The sequence below is a fragment of the Mesorhizobium sp. P3_A8 genome (genome assembly GCF_056402995.1).
This window is the reverse complement of the sequence record NZ_JBFUGI010000008.1, coordinates 234,661-251,907: the sequence shown is the minus strand read 5'-3', so window position 1 is coordinate 251,907 and position 17,247 is coordinate 234,661. Positions and strand designations below refer to the sequence as shown.

Sequence of the window (17,247 nt, the reverse complement as noted above, 5' to 3'; positions counted from 1 at the left end):
TGCCATGTCAGCCTGTCATTCAGCCGCTGTCTTTTGCGCGTCTGCCGGGATGTCGTCATTGGTGCCGAACAGCGAAGGCTGGTCGCCACTCTCTTTGACCACCTGCGGTTTGGCCTTGCCTCTCGACCACAGCCCGACCAGCCAGCCCGAGAAATTCTCCATGTAGACGTAGATCACCGGCGTCACGAACAGGGTCAGCGCCTGCGAGGCCAGCAGGCCGCCGACAACGGCAACCCCCAGCGGCTGGCGGAGTTCCGCGCTGGCGCCGGTGCCGAGAGCGATCGGGAACGTGCCCATCAGTGCGGCCAGCGTCGTCATCATGATCGGCCTGAACCGCATCAGGCACGCCTTGTGGATGGAGTCCTTGGCCGACATGCCGTCTCGTCGGAGCTCCAGCGCGACATCGACCATCATGATGCCGTTCTTCTTGACGATGCCGATCAGCATCAGGATGCCGATCACCGCGATGACCGACAGATCCATGCCGGCGAAGCGCAAGGCGACAACGGCGCCCAGCACCGCCGACGGCAGGCCGGTGAGAATGGTGAGCGGGTGGATGAAGCTCTCATAGAGAATGCCGAGCACGATATAGATGGTCAGGATCGCGCCGCCGACCAGCAGCCCCTGGTTGGCCAGCGAATCCTGGAAGGTCTTGGCCGTGCCGGCAAAGCTGGTCGAGATCGCCGTCGGCATGCCGATCTGCTCTTTGAGCGCGTTGATGCGCGTCACGCTGTCGCCGAGCGCCACGCCTTGCGGCAGGTTGTAGGAGATGGTCACGGCCGGAAGCTGGCCGAGCTGGTTGACCGTCAGAGCGCCGGCCGTGCGGTCGACCCGGGCGAAAGCGCCAAGCGGAACCAGACTGCCGCTCGCCGTCCTCATCTGGATGGCGAGCATGCGCTCGGGCGACCACTCGATCTTGGGGTCAAGCTCGGTGATGACCTCGTAGCTGTCGGCCGAACCGAAGATCGTCGAGACCTGGTCGGTGCCGAACCCGCCATAGAGGGCGGAGCGCAGCGTGTCGGTATCGATGCCGAGTTGGGCGGCCTTGTCGCGATCGATGACCAGCGATGCTTGCAGGGCATTGTTCTGCAAGTCGCTGGTGACGTCGGTGAAGGTCGTATGGTCGGCCGCCATCGCGTCATTCAGTTTCTGCGCCCATTGATCGGTCAGACCGGTATCGAGGCCCTGCACCACGAGCTGGTAGGCACTGGCCGATGAGCGCGAACCGAGCCGCAGGTTCTGCACCGGCTGCATGTAGGTCTCGATGCCCGCCACGCCAGCCAGCTGCTTGCGCAGATCCGCCTGCACCTTCTCGATGTCGGGTCGCTGGGTCTTGTCCTTCAGCTGCACATAGAGCTGGCCCTGGTTCAGTGCATTGTTACCGCTGCCTGCCGACCATGCCACATGCGAAACATAGGGCGAATGCGAAAAGACGCTTGCCACCTGCCCCTGCAGCTTCACCATGGCGTCAAAAGAAATGTCCTGGCGCGCGATGGTCGTCACCGAGATCTGGCTGATATCCTCCTGCGGAAAGAAGCCCTTCGGCGAGATTTCGATCAGCCACACCGACGCGGCCGCGGTGCCGACAAAGACCAGGAACACCAGGAAGGTGTGCCGCAGGCAGAATGTCAGAACCCGGTCGTAGCTGCGTGTGACGAGGTCCAGCTTGTGGCCGGAGCCATGCTTGTCGCGATCGGCCTTGGTCACCGACAGCAATCGTGAACACAGCATTGGCGTCAGCGTCAGCGACACGAACATCGACGCCAGGATGGCGACCGTCACCACGACGGCGAACTCGTTGAAGATGCGCCCGATGACGCCGCCCATCAGCAGCACCGGGATGAACACGGCCACCAGCGAAATCGAGATCGAGATGATGGTGAAGCCGATTTCGCGCGCGCCCTTCAGCGATGCATCGAAGGCCGATAACCCGTCCTCCTCCATATGGCGGAAGATGTTTTCGAGCATCACGATGGCGTCGTCGACGACGAGGCCGACCGCAAGCGTCAGGCCCATCAGCGATATGTTGTCGATGGAAAAGCCGAACAGGAACATCGCGCCGAGCGTGGCGATCAGCGAGATCGGCACCGCCACGGCCGGGATGATGGTCGCCGTCACCCGGCGCAGGAACACGAAGATCACCAGGATCACCAGGGCAATGGTGAGCAGCAGCGTGAACTGCACGTCGCTGACGGCCTGGCGGATCGAGCTCGAACGGTCATTGAGCAGCTTGATCTGGGCGGCGGCCGGCATCTGGTCCTGGAAGGACGGCAGCATCGCCTTGACCTTGTCGACGACGTCGACGGTGTTGGCGTCAGGCTGGCGCTGCACGGCCATGATGATGGCGCGGGTGCCGTCATACCAACTTGCGGTCGTGGTCGTCTGCACCGAATCGACGACGCGGGTCACCTCGCCCAGCCGCACCGGGTGGCCGTTTTTGGTGGCGATGATGATGTTGGAGAAGCCGGCGGCGTCGGTCAGCTGCGTGTTGGCGGTGATGGTCAACTGCTGCTTGTTGTTCTGCAGCACGCCGAGCGGCGTGTTGCTGTTGGCCGAGGCGACCGCCGCCTGCAGCTGATCGATCGAGATGCCGCGCGCGGCAAGCGCTGTCGGATCGATCTGGATGCGCACGGCATATTTCTGCTGGCCGAAGATCGAAACCTGAGCCACCCCATCGATCGTCGACAGCGATGGCGAGATGACGTTTTCCGCGAAAGCATCAAGATCGGTCAGCGGAACCGTGTCGCTGACCAGCGACATCAACAGGATCGGCGCGTCGGCCGGATTGACCTTGCGATAACTCGGCGGCGCCGTCATTTGCGGCGGCAGCGATTTCTGCGTGCGCGCGATCGCCGCCTGCACGTCCGCGGCCGCGGCATCGATGTCGCGGTTGAGCACGAACTGGATGGCGATCGAGGTCTGGCCGAGCGAGTTCGTGGTCGAAATGGAATCGATGCCGGCGATGGTCGCGAACTGCTTGATCAGTGGCGTCGCCACCGATGTCGCCATCGTTTCCGGCGAGGCGCCGGGCAGCGAGGCAGAAACGTTGACGACCGGGAATTCGGCGCTGGGCAGTGCCGCCACCGGCAGGAACTTGTAGGCAAACAGTCCGCCCAGCACGAGGGCGAACGACATCAGGAGGGTGGCGACGGGCCTGCGAATGCAGAATTCGGAGATCATTGGGCCGCCTCGCCCGTGTTGGTCGCCTGAGCCACCTTGGGTGCTGCCGCGGCGCCTTCATGCACGGCGGCGCCGTCCTTCAGTCTTGTCTGGCCTTCGGTGACGACCTTCTCGCCGCTTTTCAGCCCCTGGCTGATGGCGCTGTTCTCACCTTCGGTCAGCGCCACCTGCACCGGCCGCATCTCGACCGTGTTGTCCGGCTTGACCACATAGACGAACGGTCCCTTCTGGCTGGGCTGGACCGCGACAGTCGGAACAGACGTCATCTGCGGCATGATGCCGGCATCAAGGATGACATTCACATACTGGCCGGGCCACAGCGAGAGATCAGAGTTTGGTATGCTGGCTCTTGTCGCGATGGTACCGGAAGCGGTGTCGACGCTGGAATCGACGAAATCGAGCGTGCCCTTGCCGATCGGCGTTGGGTCGCCATCCTTGGTCAAGGTCACGGCGCCTTGCTGCGGATTGGCAAGCGCCTTGTGCAGCAGCGCCAGGTTGCTTTCCGGCAGATTGAAGTTGACCTGCAACGGATCCATCTGGGTGATCGTCACCAGCGGGGTCGCCGTGCTGCTGTTGCCATTGCTGACGGTGACGAGGTCACCCATGGCAACACTGACGGCGCCAAGCCTGCCGGCAATCGGCGCGGTGATTTTGGCAAAGCCAAGCTGGACATTGTCGGCATCGATCGTCGCCTTGTCGGCATCGACGGTCGCCGCCGCCGCCTTCTGCGCGGCTACGGCCTGGTCATAGGTCTGCTGCGTGCCGGCCTGCTTGGCGACAAGATCCTTGGCGCGCTGAAGATCGGAATTCGAGCTGGCAAGCATCGCCTGGTCCTTGGCGAGCGTCGCCTGATCCTTGGCGAGCTGCGCCTTCAGCGCGCGGTCATCGAGCGAGAACAGGGTGTCGCCGGCCTTCACCATCTGGCCGTCCTTGACGTCGATCGACACGATCTGACTGGAGACCCGCGCGTTGATGTTGACCACTGCCGGAGAGGAGACGAAGCCGATGGCATAACGCCGGACCGGGAAGTCCGCCGTCGTTGCCGTCGCGGAAAGAATCGAGGCCGAGCGGGCGCCATTGCCGCCCCCTTGCTTGCCTCCGGCCGCCTGCCCCCCGGCTGCCTGCTTATCACCAGCCGGTTTGTCCGTCGCCGCGACCTGCTTCATGCCGACGAGCTGCTGAGCCTTGCCCAGCGTCTCCGGCGAAAGGTAGAGCCAGGCCGCGCCCGCACAGGCGACGGCAAGCAATGAAAGAATGACTTTTCCACGCATCGACAAAGGCCTCTCCGTCCGACACGCCATAGAAAGGTGGTCGTATTCTAGCGCAACTCACGGCTGATTGCCGCGATTTCGCCGAATAGATAGGACACGCGTTTGTTGGAAAAGGGCCAAAACACGGCATTACGAAGATTTAATGTGCACTGCACAATGGTTGTGCAGCCGGCTATGGCCGCCGGTCGAAGCCCGTCATGGGCTCCAAAGGCTGGGCTTTAAGCCTTGCCCAGATGCTTCGGCCAGAACTCCTGATGGACTTCGGCGGCTTCGTCTTCGAGGTTCGGGCCAACCACAGTGACGATGCGCGCGCCGGTTTGCAGCACCGCCCGGCTCGGCACGTTCAACCCGATCCCGGCGATCTCGCCAAGCCGCGCTTCGGAGCACGCAAACACCATACGCCCGATGCCCGACCAGTAAATCGCCCCGGAGCACATCGCGCACGGCTCCGTGCTGGTATAGAGCGTGCAGTCAGCGAGAAAAGCAGTGTCGTAGTGTTGCGCCGCCAGTTTGACCAGGTTCATCTCGGCGTGGTTCGTCATATCGTGGCCGGTGAAGACGCTGTTTTCGGCGCGCAGGATGACGTCGCCGTCCTTGACCAGCACCGAGCCAAACGGTTCGTCGCCGCGTTCCATTGAGGATTTCGAGAGCGCAATCGCCTCGCGTAAAAACGGCTCGTGGCTTTCCATCGGACTATCCCCAAAGAGGCTAAGCGGGATGATCTTGTCTCGAAGCGGAGGGATTTCCAAGGGGCTTCAAATCAGATTCAAGTCCGCCTACCGCAGCATCGGCCAAAGCGTCGCCGCCAGCAGCACGCCCATGGCGATGTTGAACCATTTGAGCCGCACCGGATCCGACAGGAATCCCCGCAGCGCCGTACCGAATCCCGCCCATACCGAAACACTCGGCAGGTTGACGATGGTGAAGGCGATCGAGATCAACACCACCGACAGGAACGGGTGCTCGGCATTGGCATAGACGGCCATAGCGGTGATCGCCATCACCCAGGCCTTGGGATTGACCCACTGGAATGCCGCCGCGTCGATGAAGCGCATCGGCCGCGCTTCCGCCTCGCCCTTGCCGCTCAATGAGCGAGACATGGCGATCTTCCAGGCGAGATAGAGCAGATAGGCGGCACCGGCGATCTTGAGGGCGTTGTGCAGCGCCGGAAATGCCGTCAACACCGCGCCAAGCCCGAAACCGACGGCCAGCAACAGGACAAGAAAGCCGATGCTGATGCCCAGCATGTGCGGCACCGTCCTGGCGATGCCGAAATTGACGCCGGAGGCCAACAGCATGAGGTTGTTCGGCCCCGGCGTGATCGAGGTCACGAAGGCATAGACGAGCAGTGCGAGGAATGCGTCGAGTGACATGGTATCCTCCCAGATACGTCAGCATTATTGTCTCTTTTCGGCTGACGCACAAAGGCCAGCGCCGGCCCATGACGGAGCCAGGCTCTCATCCTTGCAGGGCTGTCTGAAACGCGATGGGAGCTACATCGCCTGCGGGCCGCGGTTCAAAGCGGCCACGCCGGTGCGGCAGATTTCGACCAGACCGAGCGGCTTCATGATGGCGATGAACTGGTCGATCTTGGTGCCCTTGCCGGTGATCTCGAAGATGAAATGCTCGGTGTTGGCGTCGATGACGCTGGCGCGGAACGCGTCGGCCAGCCGCAGCGCCTCGACGCGGGCTTCGCCGGTGCCGGCAACCTTGACCAGCGCCAGTTCCCGCTCCAACGGCCGCTCTTGGCCGGATTCATGCGAGCGCACGGTCAAATCGACCACGCGGTGCACCGGCACGATGCGCTCGAGCTGATGCTTGATCTGCTCCAGCACATGCGGCGTGCCGCGCGTCACGATGGTGATGCGCGACAGATGCTTTTCATGCTCGGTCTCGGAAACGGTCAGGCTCTCGATGTTGTAGCCGCGCCCGGAAAACAGGCCGATGACCCGGGCAAGCACGCCCGGTTCGTTGTCGACCAGCACGGAGAGCGTGTGGTTCTCCGGCTTCTCGGTTTCCTTGGCGATGAAATAGGCCGAACCGGTCGGCTGTAGCTGTGCGTTCATGACATGAATCTCGATTTCAAACTCTTGATCTAACTATCTGTTTGCGCACGGCTTCTCACGACAGCCCTGCCTCGGCTTGTCGGCTACACCAGTTCCCTGCCCTTGGCGTCGATGGCGTTCGCCACCGCCTCGTCGGTCGCCTCGTCGGGCAACAGCATCTCGTTATGCGCCTTGCCCGACGGGATCATCGGGAAGCAGTTGGCGAGGTTCGCCACGCGGCAATCGAACAGCACCGGCTTCCTGACCGAGATCATCTCCTTGATGGCGTCGTCCAGCTCGTCCGGCTTCTCGCAGCGTATGCCATGGCCGCCATAGGCCTCGGCCAGCTTGACGAAGTCCGGCATCGCTTCGGTGTAGGAGTGCGACAGCCGGTTGCCGTGCAGCAGCTGCTGCCACTGCCGCACCATGCCCATATACTGGTTGTTGAGGATGAAGATCTTGATCGGCGCATTGTGCTGCACCGCGGCACTCATCTCCTGCATCGTCATCTGCACCGAGGCGTCACCGGCGATGTCGATGACCAGCGCGTCGGGATGCGCGATCTGCACGCCGAGTGCCGCCGGCAGGCCGTAGCCCATCGTGCCGAGCCCGCCCGATGTCATCCAGCGGTTCGGTTTCTCGAAATGATAGTGCTGCGCCGCCCACATCTGGTGCTGGCCGACCTCGGTGGTGATGTAGGTGTCCATTCCCTTGGTCAGCTCGTAGAGCCGCTGGATGGCATATTGCGGCATGATCACGTCGTGGTTCATCTTGTAGGCGAGTGAATCGCGACCGCGCCACTTGGCGATCTGCTCCCACCAGGGGTAGAGCGCCTTCTTGTCTGCCTTGGCGCTCGCGCGCCACAGCCGCACCATGTCCTCCAGCACGCGGCCGACATCGCCAATGATCGGCACCTCGGTGTGCACGTTCTTGTTGATCGATGACGGATCGATATCGATGTGGATCTTGCGCGAGTTCGGCGAGAACGCTGTGAGCCGCCCGGTGATGCGATCGTCAAAGCGCGCGCCGATGCAGATCATCACGTCGCAATCATGCATGGCCATGTTGGCTTCGTAGGTGCCGTGCATGCCCAGCATGCCCATCCAGTTCTTGCCGGACGCCGGATAGGCACCGAGGCCCATCAGGGTCGAAGTGATCGGGAAACCGGTGAGGTCGACCAGTTCGCGCAGCAGATGGCTCGCTTCCGGGCCGGAATTGATGACGCCGCCGCCCGAATAGATGATCGGCTTCTTGGCGCCGGCCATCAGCTCGACGGCTGCCTTGATCTTCTCCAGGTCGCCCTGGACCTTGGGCTGGTAGCTGGTGCGCGGCGCAATCTGCGGCGGGACATAAAACCCCTTGGCGAACTGCACGTCCTTGGGGATATCGACCACCACCGGACCGGGACGGCCGGTCGTGGCGACATGGAAGGCTTCGTGGATGGTCGCCGCGAGCTCGTTCACGTCCTTCACCAGCCAGTTGTGCTTGGTGCAGGGGCGCGTAATGCCGACCGTGTCGCATTCCTGGAAGGCATCGGAGCCGATCAGCGAGGTCGGCACCTGCCCGGTCAGGCAGACCAGCGGGATCGAATCCATCAGCGCGTCCTGCAGCGGCGTCACCGCATTGGTGGCGCCGGGCCCGGAGGTCACCAGCATGACGCCGGCCTTGCCGGTCGAGCGCGCATAGCCCTCGGCCGCATGGCCCGCGCCCTGCTCGTGGCGCACCAGAATGTGCTCGACCTCATCCTGCTGGAAGATCTCGTCGTAGATCGGAAGGACGGCGCCGCCCGGATAGCCGAAGACATGCTTGACGCCATTGTCCTTCAGCGCCTGCACCACCATTTCGGCGCCCGTCATTTCGCGCCGCTCACTCTGTCCGTTGCTCATCGGTCTGGTCCCGTACTGTCGCCGCTTGGGCGTTGCCATTTGGGTGTAATTGGTCGTTTAGTCGTGTTTCAGGCAATAAAAAAGGCCCCCGAGGGAGCCTGTGTGTTGCGCATGGGAGGTTTTCGCCCGGCGGTTACACCGCCTTGCCCACGCGCCTTCCTACGAGAATGAGTGCCTTTTTCATGGTCGCGGACACTAAGGGCGGGCAAGGCAGCCTGTCAACGGCAAAAATCGCGTCGGCGATGAAGCTGTTTCGCAATTCGACAGATGGCCGTCACGATTTCGCGACCGACGCCACATCGTGCCGACATCGCGCAAGCCGCAACGTCCCTTCCATCGCCCTCGGCAAGGCGCTCCCGGACCAGTTAGGCCGCAGCGTTTTCCGCATAAGCCCTTGAAGCCACGCGAAACTATGGTGGGGCGTGACGAAGGCCGTGCTCTCTGCCGATACTTCATCGCCCGGCTCGGGAGGAGCCATCATGACGGCCTGGATTTCACGGAGGAAGACTTATGCTCGACAAGGCCCCAAACAAGAAACTGTCCGACCTGCTCGACCAATTCGGCGCCGCGCTCGCCGCCAATGACATCGACAAGGCCGTCGGTTGTTTCCAGGACGACTGCTACTGGCGCGACCTCGTCACCTTCACCTGGAACATCAAGACCATGGAAGGCAAGGACCAGGTCCGCGACATGCTGAAGAGCCAGTTGTCGACGACCAGGCCGTCACACTTTGCCATCGCCAAGGGCGAGGACGCGACCGAAAGCGGCGGGCTGATCGAGGGCTGGATCAGTTTTGAGACCGAACTGGCGCGTGGCTTTGGCCATGTCAGGCTGAAGAACGGCAAGATCTGGACGCTGCTGACCACCATGGTCGAATTGAAAGGCCACGAGGAACCGGCGGGCTTCGCGCGGCCGATGGGCGCCAAGCATGGCTCGGGCAAGAACCGTCCGACATGGAAGGAGGAGCGCGAGAAGGAAGCCGCCGAACTCGGCTTCAAGACGCAACCCTACACGCTCATTATCGGCGGCGGCCAAGGTGGCATCGCGCTCGGCGCAAGGCTGCGGCAGCTCGGTGTGCCGACCATCATCATCGAGAAGAACGAGCGGGCCGGCGACAGCTGGCGCAAGCGCTACAAGTCGCTCTGCCTGCACGATCCGGTCTGGTACGACCATCTCCCCTATATCGATTTCCCGAAGAACTGGCCGGTCTTCTCACCCAAGGACAAGATCGGCGACTGGCTGGAAATGTACACCAAGGTGATGGAGCTGAACTACTGGTCCTCGACCGAGGCCAAGAGCGCCTCCTATGACGACAAGAAGAAGGAGTGGACCGTCGTCGTCCACCGCGACGGCAAGGACATCACGCTGAAGCCGAAGCAATTGGTGCTGGCGACCGGACAGTCCGGCAAGGCCAATCTGCCGAAATTCAAGGGCATGGAAAACTTCAAGGGTGACCAACATCACTCCTCGAAGCACCCCGGCCCCGACGCCTATGCCGGCAAAAAGGCCGTTATCATCGGCTCCAACAATTCCGCTCACGACATCGCCGCCGCACTTTGGGAAGCCGGCGCCGACGTTACCATGGTGCAGCGCTCGAGCACCCATATCTCCAGATCCGACACGTTGATGGAAATCGGGCTGGGCTCGCTCTATTCGGAGCAGGCGCTGCAGAATGGCATCACCACGGCCAAGGCCGATCTCATCTTTGCGTCCCTGCCCTACAAGATCTTGCACGAGTTCCAGATCCCGGCCTATGCCGAGATGAAGAAACGCGACGCGGCGTTCTACAAGGGACTGGAAAAGGCCGGTTTCATGCTCGACTGGGGCGACGATGAGTCCGGCCTGTTCATGAAGTACCTCAGGCGCGGCTCCGGCTATTATATCGACGTCGGCGCCTCCCAATTGATCATCGATGGTTCGATCAAGCTGAAGAGCGGTGTCGATGTCGAAGAGATCAAGCAGCATTCGGTTCTGCTCAGCGACGGGTCGGAACTTCCCGCGGACCTTATCGTCTACGCCACCGGCTATGGCTCGATGAACGGCTGGGCCGCCGATCTGATCTCTCGCGAAACCGCCGACAAGGTTGGCAAATGCTGGGGCCTCGGCTCCAACACCACCAAGGATCCCGGCCCCTGGGAAGGCGAGTTGCGCAACATGTGGAAGCCGACGCAGCAGGAGGCGCTGTGGTTCCATGGCGGCAACCTGCACCAGTCGCGCCATTATTCGCAGTTCCTGGCGCTGCAATTGAAGGCCAGGCAGGCCGGTCTGCCGACGCCGGTCTACGGGCTGCAGAAGGCGCACCACAAGGGATAGCGCGCCCGGGTAGCCCGCCTATGGGCACCAAGGAGGTGCGGCGAACGCCGCGCCTCCAGAATGCATCGCTACGCGCGGGGAAGGCGCATGGCTTCGATCGGTTCGGACGTGCCGGCCGCATCGAGACGGCCCGGCTTTCCGACAGGGGCGCTGAGCTGCACCGGAGAAGCGCCTTCGGCACGTCCGCGCTCCCGGCAGCGCTCAGGCCGGTATGCGGTCACCGCATTGTCGCCGTCGAAGCAGAAACACATGGGCCGTCTCCTCCCAGTGATTGGTTGCGTCAGGCGCGGTAGCTGAAATCGCGCACGACGCGCTGCAGCAACGGCACGTAGTCGCGAAACGTCCGCGTCTTCATGTTGGCGATCTTGCCGGCTTCGTCCCACATGCGCACCCGCACCGCTTCCTCATGGAAAGGATTTTTGCGGAACTCGGCCACCTCCTCGGCGCTCATCGGCCCGCCCTGCAGCGACAGCGTATGGACAGAAGCCTGCGAAAGCCTGCCGAAATAGGTTGGGTCGGTGGCGCAGAGATAGCGCTTGGCCGCGACATGCAGCCTGACGCATTCGACGATGACTGGCGGAAAGAACGGCGCCAGCACCTCGCCGCCGGCCTCGTCATGATGCTTGTCCTCGACATCCTCGGGCGAATAGGTGCCGAATTCGCTGGTGTAGTGGCCGATGTCATGCAGCAGTGCCGCCGCCACCAGCGCTTCCGGCGCGCCATCCTGCTCGGCAAACCAGGCGCCCTGCAGCATGTGCTCCGACATGGTGACCGGCTCGCCGAGATAGGATTCGGCACCCCGGCGCTCAAAGATGTCGGCGATGAACTCGACGATATTGTCTGCGTTCAGATCCTGGCCGCTCATTCCGCGGCCTCCTTGAACTCGTGTTCGATCGCGGAAAGCGTCGACAGCAGGCCGTCCTTGTCGGCGTAGCAGCCCTGCAGCCAGCGCTTGCCGGTACCGGAAAACGCCTTGCGGGCATGCATGACGCGGGTGTTGTCGACGATGAAAGCCTGGCCGGCTTCGAGCTTGAACGTCACTTCGAAGGACGGATCCTCGATCAGTTCGGCGAACCGGCGATAGGCGGCGTAGTAGGCGGCCATCTCGGCGAAGGGCACGTCGACCGTCGGCGCCAGCGAGCGGTTGTTGAAGCGGATGGAGATGAGCTCGCCATCAGGCCCAAGCTCGATCATCGGCCGCTTGGCCTGCAATCGCACCCCCGAGGAGCCGGCATATTCGAAACGCGCCGGGTAAGAACTCAACAGCCGGAAGCCTTCCGGGTTCTCGGCCTGCAAGGCTGCCGCGACGGCAAAACCGTCGACGACGCTGGATTCGCCGCCGTCCACCGTGTTTTCGATGCAGGACAGAATCTGCAGCGTCGGCACCGGATCGCGATAGGGATTATCGGTGTGCGCCTGAAGACCAAGATTGGTGTAGGCGAGATTGGTCGGATTGACCTCGGCACGGACTTCGAACCAGCGGCCGTAATTGGTCTCCCTGATATAGCCGAACAGATCGGACACTTTGCAAAGCGCCCCGGATTCTGTCGGCAGGTCGTCCATCACGGCGAAGCCATAGGTTTTCACCGCCGACAGCCATTGCCGCAAGACGGTGCGGTCACGGCTGGCCGCGACATAGCCGGCGCGTGGCACCGAATCCTGCATGGTGGCCTTGGTCCATCGAACGGTGTCCTTACCGGTCCATCCAGCCTGGCCAGCGGTGTCGCGGTCATAGGCATTGGCGTTCAGCCATAGCGCGGGAAAGCTGACAGTCTTTCCTTCCGGCACAAAGGTCAGCTCAAGCGCATCGCCCTTGATCGAGGCCGCGCCGATCCTCGTCTCGGCCGGAATGTCGAGGATGGTGATGAGCCGCTGGCCATTGCCTGCGCTGCGTGTCTTGTCGTCGAGCGCGTTGTCACGCAGCCACATGGCGTGAAAGCGGGTGCGCGTCCCGTCCTGCCAGCCAAGTTCGATTGTTCTGCCTTCGTCGCCAACCAGCGCGTGGGTGAGCATGGGAGATGCCGTTCCTGTCCGTTGCACCCCACGGCCCGATCCGCAGGGTTTCGATTGCATGTTGGCCGCGCGAAAGGCATAACTCAAATTATCATTTTTTGGCCAATGGCATCAAATAACTAATGGCTCAAAGAACCATCCCGGCCTTGCCTCCGCTCGACTGGCTGCGCAGTTTCGAGGCGGCGGCGCGACTGTCGAATTTCACCGCAGCAGCAGCCGAACTCGGCCTGACACAGGCCGCCGTCAGCCAGCACATCCGGCTGCTCGAGGACCGGTTGAAGACGCGTCTGTTCTCGCGATTGGCGCGTGGCGTCGCGCTGTCACCCGAGGGTGCCGCCTACCTGCCCCACATCCAGTCGGCCTTCGCCACCATCGGCAGCAGCACAGCTGAACTATTCGAGCCGCGCGCCGTCCAGACCGTCTCGATCCGGGTGCCGATCTCCTTCGCCCTGCTGGTCCTGGTCCCGGCGCTGCCCGATCTTGCCGAGGCACTGCCGCGCATCCAGCTCGATTTGGTGACGATCCATCGCCCGACCGACTACGACCTGCCTGGCTCTGCGCTCGACATCCGTTTCGGCAACGGATCCTTCCCCGGACGCGAGGCCGACAGGCTGACCGCCGAGCGGCTTGTGCCGGTGGCAAGTCCGGGCCTGGCCGGTGCCGCCGATTGGACATCACTGCCGCTGCTTCTGGTCGCCGGCGCACGCGAGATGTGGGCGGAATGGTTCGCGGCGGCCGGACTGGCCGGCCACCCCCAGCGGTCGCATCGTTTCGACAGTTTCGTCGCGGCGATGCAAGCAGCAAGCGCCGGGGCCGGCGTGCTTCTGGGGTCGCGTCCTCTGGTCGACGCCGCGCTCAACAGCGGGAGCCTGCTGACGCTTTCCGATTTCGAACTCTCCAGCACCTCGGGCCACTTCCTGACCAGGGCGTCGACCGCGCGCCTGACCAGTGCCGAGCAGGATTTCAGCCAGTGGCTGCTGAGGCACCTCGCCAGAGAGACCTCCGCCTGACCGGCGGCTATCGCGATGTGGCGCCGATACGCTTCCAGTAGATCAGTGTGCCGGTCAGCCCGCCATGCGGCTTCAGCGCAAAGTCCGGTATTTCGCCGGCCAAGGTGAAACCGAGTTTTTCGTAGAGGCCCGAAGCGCCCTCTTCCTTCGCCGTATCCAGGACCAGCAGAGTGCGCCCCTTCTCGGCGGCGAGACGCTCCGCGGCCCGCATCAGGCGCGTTCCGACACCCCTGCCGCGGTATTGGACTGATGTCATCAGCTTGGCGATCTCGGCCCGGTGCGGCTGGTTGACTGGGAAGTCGAGCAGCAGCGTGACGGTGCCGACAAGGACCTTGCCGTCCCATGCACCGAGCACCACGCGTTCCCCTCTCGCCGCTGCTGTCAGCGACCTCTCCCAGAATGCGCTTGCCGCTTCCAGCGCCAGCGGATGCATGAAGCTGACGGAGCCGCCGGCGGCAACCGTTTCGACCAGCAGATCAGCCAGCATTGCCAGCGTTTCCGCACTGGCACTCAGAGCTCGGATTTCGATGGAATTCATGACTGTTCCCTGGAAACGATGAATGAGTTCGATGCCGGCGTCAGTCGAGATTGCGCACGCGCCGCCGCTTGCGCGCTGCCTTGATGGCGCTGATGCGCTCGGTGTCTTCTTCCCTGAGGTGCCGTCCGCGCTCGAGGATCTCGAGTGTGTATTCCTCATAGGTCAGGCCCAGCCGCTCGGCTTTTTCCATGCGCATCAGCATGATTTCGCGGCTCGGCGCCTTCCATGCCTTGGCGTGCGCGGCCTGCCAGGCCAGGAAGATGTAAGGGTCGCCCTTGCCCCAGGGTGGTCCCTTGTACTCATCGAGAGGCGGCCCCCCATTGTGGGAGCGTTTTGGCCGTCTCGCCATGATCTCAGCCCCTGACCAGCGCGACGAGATAGTCGGCGCCCGCCTCCGGGGCGTGAAAGGTGCAGTCAGACGGCGCGCCGAGCGCCAGGCAGTCGCCAGGTCCCAACCTGTGCACCACATCGCCCTCGGTGAAGTCGAGCCGTCCGGAAATCAGCCAGACCTGCTGCTTGATGAAGGCATAGGAGGCCGCCGGAAACCTGACCCTGGCGCCTGCCGGCAGGTGCACCTTGATCAGTTCGAGCGGCATGTCGCTGGCCGGTGACAAATGCCGCCTGACATAGCCTGTATCGGGATCGCGCCACGCCGGCTGGTCGGCCTCGCGCAGCAGCCCGCCACCTTGCAATTCCGCCCGCGCGATGAGGGTCGACAGCGTCATGCCGAAGGCCACCGCGATGCGCACCAGAAGGGTCGCCGTCGGGCTGGTCATGCCGCGCTCGATCGTGCTCAGCATCGCCTTGGAAACGCCGGACCGCTCAGCGAGCTCGGCCAGCGACCAGTCCCGCATGACCCTTTCGGCGTGGATTCGCCTGCCGATAGTCGAGGAAATATCGTTCGCTATATCATCCATTCGTCCATTATAGCGAAAGACCGGTTCTGGAGAAGAGCCCTTTTGCGACAATTTTCGCCGGGAGCTTAATCCTCTCTACACCATCCGACCTCATCCGACCTTAACCCCATTCCGGTAGGGTCCGATCTCAAGGGAAATGGGATTGGTCTGTCCATGTATGTCGAACGCGAAGCTTCCGTCGGCGAACCGACATCGCAGGAGCGCCGCAACGCAGAGCAGAACGACCGGCGCATCCTGGGCAATGTCGTGCAATGCGACGGCGCGCGCGCCACCATCGCCGCCTATGCCGATGACATTGACGGGTCTGTGACCGGCCTGTGGACGGTCGGCAAGATGATCTCGATCAATCTGGGCACGACGCGAACCGTGGGTCTCGTTTACGCGATCGGCAAGTCGAACCGCGCCTGGAGCAATGAGGGCCAGAACCCGATAGAGGTCAGCATAGAGCTGATCGGTGAGGTGCGCGACGGCGCTGAGCCAGGCGCCAAGCCGATCTTCGATCGCGGCATTACCACCTATCCGCATATCGGTGCTGTTGCGCACCGCATCCGCACCCGCGACCTGCAGGCGGTCTATGATCTCGCCGGCCGCCATTCCATTACCATCGGCTCGCTGGCGCAGGACGAGACAATCGCCGCCAACATCGCTATCGACGACACGCTGGCGCGCCATTTCGCCGTTGTCGGCACCACCGGCGTCGGCAAATCCACGGCCGTTTCGCTGCTGCTGCGCAAGTCGATCGAGGCACGCCCCGATTTGCGCATCCTGATCCTCGACCCGCACAATGAATTTGCGAGTTCGTTGCCCGAATATTGCGTCAAGGTCGATTCCAAAACGCTCGACCTGCCGTTCTGGATGTTCAAGCTCGAGGAATTCGCCGAGGTGCTGTTTCGCGGTCGTGAGACCGACCCGGAAGAGATCGACGCTCTGCGCGACCTCATTCCGCTCGCCAAAAACCTCTACCGCAATCCGAATTCGGGCGCCTATCTCAGGCGCGGCACCGATGCGCTGACCGCCGATACGCCCGTTCCTTACCGCATCGCCGACCTGCTCAAGCAGATCGACGAGCGCATGGGCATGCTCGAAAGCAAGAACGAGCGCCCGACGCTCAAATCGCTGAAGACGCGCATCGAGTCGGCCGCCGCCGATCCGCGCTACCGCTTCATGTTCAATTCGCGCCTGATCGAGGACACCATCCACGAAACGATCGGCAACATTTTTCGCGTGCCGCATCACGGTCGCCCGGTGACCTGCTTCGAAATGGCCGGCATGCCCTCCGAAGTGGTTAACTCCGTCTGTTCGGTGCTGGCGCGCCTGGCCTTCGACCTCGCTCTGTGGAGCGAGGGCAAGCTGCAGCTCCTGCTGCTGTGCGAGGAAGCGCATCGCTACATGCCGGCCGATCCGCGCCTCGGCTTCGCGCCGACAAGGCATGCGCTGTCGCGCATCGCCAAGGAAGGCCGCAAATATGGCTGCTATCTCGGCGTCGTCACCCAGCGTCCGGGCGAGCTTGACCCGACCATCCTGTCGCAGTGCTCGACCTTCTTTGCCATGCGGCTCGCCAACGAGCAGGACCAGGCGATCATCCGCTCGGCCATCGCCGACTCGTCCGCCTCCACGCTTGCCTTCCTGTCATCGATGGGCCAGCGCGAAGCCATTGCCTTCGGCGAAGGTGTGGCGACCACCATGCGGCTGAAGTTCGAAAAATTGCCCAGCCATCTGCTTCCCGGCACGTCCAAGGGCGAAGAGGCCATTTCGTCGAAAGGCGATGATGTCGACCTGGTGGCGATCGTCGAGCGGCTGCGCAACGTGCCGAAACCGACGCCGCAGGCAATGGCCTTCGCCGAAGTAGTCGATTCTAGCCGCCAGGCCGGCGACCCCGACTACCGCAAGCCGCCGGCCACCCGCGCGCCATCGGACGACGATTTCGACATGCGCTACGGCCTGAAGCCCGCCACCTTCGGCCTGCGCCCCCAGAACGACTGAGCCTCCAAACTCTCTGATGACCGACTGAGAAGCCGAACCAAGCTTCCGAGGGCTGTACATCGTCGAACCAGCTTGGGTAAATCCCGAAAGG

15 protein-coding genes are annotated in these 17,247 nt (G+C 62.9%); 3 read left to right on the top strand and 12 right to left on the bottom strand.

The window, feature by feature from the left end; all coding sequences use genetic code 11:
* Nucleotides 1-15 precede the first annotated feature (15 nt).
* The 6 genes from AC1DX4_RS20570 to AC1DX4_RS20545 form a co-directional block, all read right to left on the bottom strand.
* Complete coding sequence (locus tag AC1DX4_RS20570; RefSeq protein WP_477222030.1) at nucleotides 16-3,180, bottom strand: efflux RND transporter permease subunit; 3,165 nt, start codon at nucleotides 3,178-3,180, stop codon at nucleotides 16-18.
* Complete coding sequence (locus tag AC1DX4_RS20565; protein WP_477222029.1) at nucleotides 3,177-4,451, bottom strand: efflux RND transporter periplasmic adaptor subunit; 1,275 nt, start codon at nucleotides 4,449-4,451, stop codon at nucleotides 3,177-3,179. Before AC1DX4_RS20565 ends, AC1DX4_RS20570 begins: the two co-directional genes overlap by 4 nt.
* Before the next feature lie 218 nt (nucleotides 4,452-4,669).
* Entirely contained in the window at nucleotides 4,670-5,140 is a 471-nt protein-coding gene (locus AC1DX4_RS20560; protein ID WP_477222028.1) for a nucleoside deaminase, read from the bottom strand.
* Nucleotides 5,141-5,227: 87 nt separating this feature from the next.
* The gene (locus AC1DX4_RS20555; protein WP_477222027.1) at nucleotides 5,228-5,824 is read right to left on the bottom strand and encodes a LysE family translocator; all 597 of its coding nucleotides are present in this window, start codon (nucleotides 5,822-5,824) and stop codon (nucleotides 5,228-5,230) included.
* 120 nt (nucleotides 5,825-5,944) lie between these two features.
* On the bottom strand, nucleotides 5,945-6,517 hold the full coding sequence (gene ilvN / locus AC1DX4_RS20550; protein ID WP_027044849.1) for an acetolactate synthase small subunit: 573 nt from the start codon (nucleotides 6,515-6,517) through the stop codon (nucleotides 5,945-5,947).
* 83 nt (nucleotides 6,518-6,600) lie between these two features.
* Nucleotides 6,601-8,382 (bottom strand): acetolactate synthase 3 large subunit, encoded by a 1,782-nt coding sequence (locus tag AC1DX4_RS20545; RefSeq protein ID WP_475450183.1) that lies wholly within the window; start codon nucleotides 8,380-8,382, stop codon nucleotides 6,601-6,603.
* Nucleotides 8,383-8,892: 510 nt separating this feature from the next.
* Between AC1DX4_RS20545 and AC1DX4_RS20540 the strand changes: the two genes are divergently transcribed.
* Nucleotides 8,893-10,695: an NAD(P)-binding domain-containing protein gene (locus tag AC1DX4_RS20540; protein ID WP_477222026.1), complete on the top strand. Its 1,803-nt coding sequence runs from the start codon at nucleotides 8,893-8,895 to the stop codon at nucleotides 10,693-10,695.
* A gap of 68 nt (nucleotides 10,696-10,763) precedes the next feature.
* Here the strand turns inward: AC1DX4_RS20540 and AC1DX4_RS20535 are convergent, their stop codons facing one another.
* From AC1DX4_RS20535 to tmpA, 3 genes are read right to left on the bottom strand one after another with little or no spacing between them, the layout of a single operon-like run.
* Complete coding sequence (locus AC1DX4_RS20535) at nucleotides 10,764-10,946, bottom strand: hypothetical protein (protein ID WP_477222025.1); 183 nt, start codon at nucleotides 10,944-10,946, stop codon at nucleotides 10,764-10,766.
* Nucleotides 10,947-10,975: 29 nt separating this feature from the next.
* Nucleotides 10,976-11,560 carry a (R)-1-hydroxy-2-trimethylaminoethylphosphonate oxygenase gene (tmpB, locus tag AC1DX4_RS20530; protein ID WP_477222024.1) on the bottom strand — a complete coding sequence of 195 codons (585 nt, stop codon included), beginning with the start codon at nucleotides 11,558-11,560 and terminating at the stop codon, nucleotides 10,976-10,978.
* Nucleotides 11,557-12,708 (bottom strand): 2-trimethylaminoethylphosphonate dioxygenase, encoded by a 1,152-nt coding sequence (gene tmpA / locus AC1DX4_RS20525; RefSeq protein ID WP_477222023.1) that lies wholly within the window; start codon nucleotides 12,706-12,708, stop codon nucleotides 11,557-11,559. The genes tmpB and tmpA overlap by 4 nt, the downstream gene beginning before the upstream one ends.
* Nucleotides 12,709-12,830: 122 nt before the next feature.
* On the opposite strand from tmpA, the gene AC1DX4_RS20520 reads away from it, so the two are divergent.
* On the top strand, nucleotides 12,831-13,718 hold the full coding sequence (locus AC1DX4_RS20520) for a LysR substrate-binding domain-containing protein (RefSeq protein ID WP_477222022.1): 888 nt from the start codon (nucleotides 12,831-12,833) through the stop codon (nucleotides 13,716-13,718).
* Nucleotides 13,719-13,725: 7 nt separating this feature from the next.
* On the opposite strand, the gene AC1DX4_RS20515 is transcribed toward AC1DX4_RS20520, so the two are convergent.
* Genes AC1DX4_RS20515 through AC1DX4_RS20505 form a run of 3 tightly spaced genes read right to left on the bottom strand, consistent with a single transcriptional unit; the run spans nucleotide 13,726 to nucleotide 15,173 of the window.
* Entirely contained in the window at nucleotides 13,726-14,256 is a 531-nt protein-coding gene (locus AC1DX4_RS20515) for a GNAT family N-acetyltransferase (protein ID WP_477222021.1), read from the bottom strand.
* Between the two features lie 40 nt (nucleotides 14,257-14,296).
* Nucleotides 14,297-14,605, bottom strand: coding sequence for a hypothetical protein (locus tag AC1DX4_RS20510; RefSeq protein WP_477222020.1), 309 nt, complete (start codon nucleotides 14,603-14,605; stop codon nucleotides 14,297-14,299).
* Nucleotides 14,606-14,609: 4 nt separating this feature from the next.
* On the bottom strand, nucleotides 14,610-15,173 hold the full coding sequence (locus tag AC1DX4_RS20505) for a helix-turn-helix domain-containing protein (protein ID WP_477222019.1): 564 nt from the start codon (nucleotides 15,171-15,173) through the stop codon (nucleotides 14,610-14,612).
* A gap of 153 nt (nucleotides 15,174-15,326) precedes the next feature.
* Between AC1DX4_RS20505 and AC1DX4_RS20500 the strand changes: the two genes are divergently transcribed.
* The gene (locus AC1DX4_RS20500) at nucleotides 15,327-17,156 is read left to right on the top strand and encodes an ATP-binding protein (protein ID WP_477222018.1); all 1,830 of its coding nucleotides are present in this window, start codon (nucleotides 15,327-15,329) and stop codon (nucleotides 17,154-17,156) included.
* The last annotated feature ends 91 nt before the right edge of the window (nucleotides 17,157-17,247 follow it).

Bases quoted from the DNA above. Each gene is read 5' to 3' on its own strand.
- AC1DX4_RS20570 (WP_477222030.1), bottom strand. From the start codon at position 3,180: ATGATCTCCGAATTCTGCATTCGCAGGCCCGTCGCCACCCTCCTGATG.
- AC1DX4_RS20565 (WP_477222029.1), bottom strand. From the start codon at position 4,451: ATGCGTGGAAAAGTCATTCTTTCATTGCTTGCCGTCGCCTGTGCGGGC.
- AC1DX4_RS20560 (WP_477222028.1), bottom strand. From the start codon at position 5,140: ATGGAAAGCCACGAGCCGTTTTTACGCGAGGCGATTGCGCTCTCGAAA.
- AC1DX4_RS20555 (WP_477222027.1), bottom strand. From the start codon at position 5,824: ATGTCACTCGACGCATTCCTCGCACTGCTCGTCTATGCCTTCGTGACC.
- ilvN (WP_027044849.1), bottom strand. From the start codon at position 6,517: ATGAACGCACAGCTACAGCCGACCGGTTCGGCCTATTTCATCGCCAAG.
- AC1DX4_RS20545 (WP_475450183.1), bottom strand. From the start codon at position 8,382: ATGAGCAACGGACAGAGTGAGCGGCGCGAAATGACGGGCGCCGAAATG.
- AC1DX4_RS20540 (WP_477222026.1), top strand. From the start codon at position 8,893: ATGCTCGACAAGGCCCCAAACAAGAAACTGTCCGACCTGCTCGACCAA.
- AC1DX4_RS20535 (WP_477222025.1), bottom strand. From the start codon at position 10,946: ATGTGTTTCTGCTTCGACGGCGACAATGCGGTGACCGCATACCGGCCT.
- tmpB (WP_477222024.1), bottom strand. From the start codon at position 11,560: ATGAGCGGCCAGGATCTGAACGCAGACAATATCGTCGAGTTCATCGCC.
- tmpA (WP_477222023.1), bottom strand. From the start codon at position 12,708: ATGCTCACCCACGCGCTGGTTGGCGACGAAGGCAGAACAATCGAACTT.
- AC1DX4_RS20520 (WP_477222022.1), top strand. From the start codon at position 12,831: ATGGCTCAAAGAACCATCCCGGCCTTGCCTCCGCTCGACTGGCTGCGC.
- AC1DX4_RS20515 (WP_477222021.1), bottom strand. From the start codon at position 14,256: ATGAATTCCATCGAAATCCGAGCTCTGAGTGCCAGTGCGGAAACGCTG.
- AC1DX4_RS20510 (WP_477222020.1), bottom strand. From the start codon at position 14,605: ATGGCGAGACGGCCAAAACGCTCCCACAATGGGGGGCCGCCTCTCGAT.
- AC1DX4_RS20505 (WP_477222019.1), bottom strand. From the start codon at position 15,173: ATGGATGATATAGCGAACGATATTTCCTCGACTATCGGCAGGCGAATC.
- AC1DX4_RS20500 (WP_477222018.1), top strand. From the start codon at position 15,327: ATGTATGTCGAACGCGAAGCTTCCGTCGGCGAACCGACATCGCAGGAG.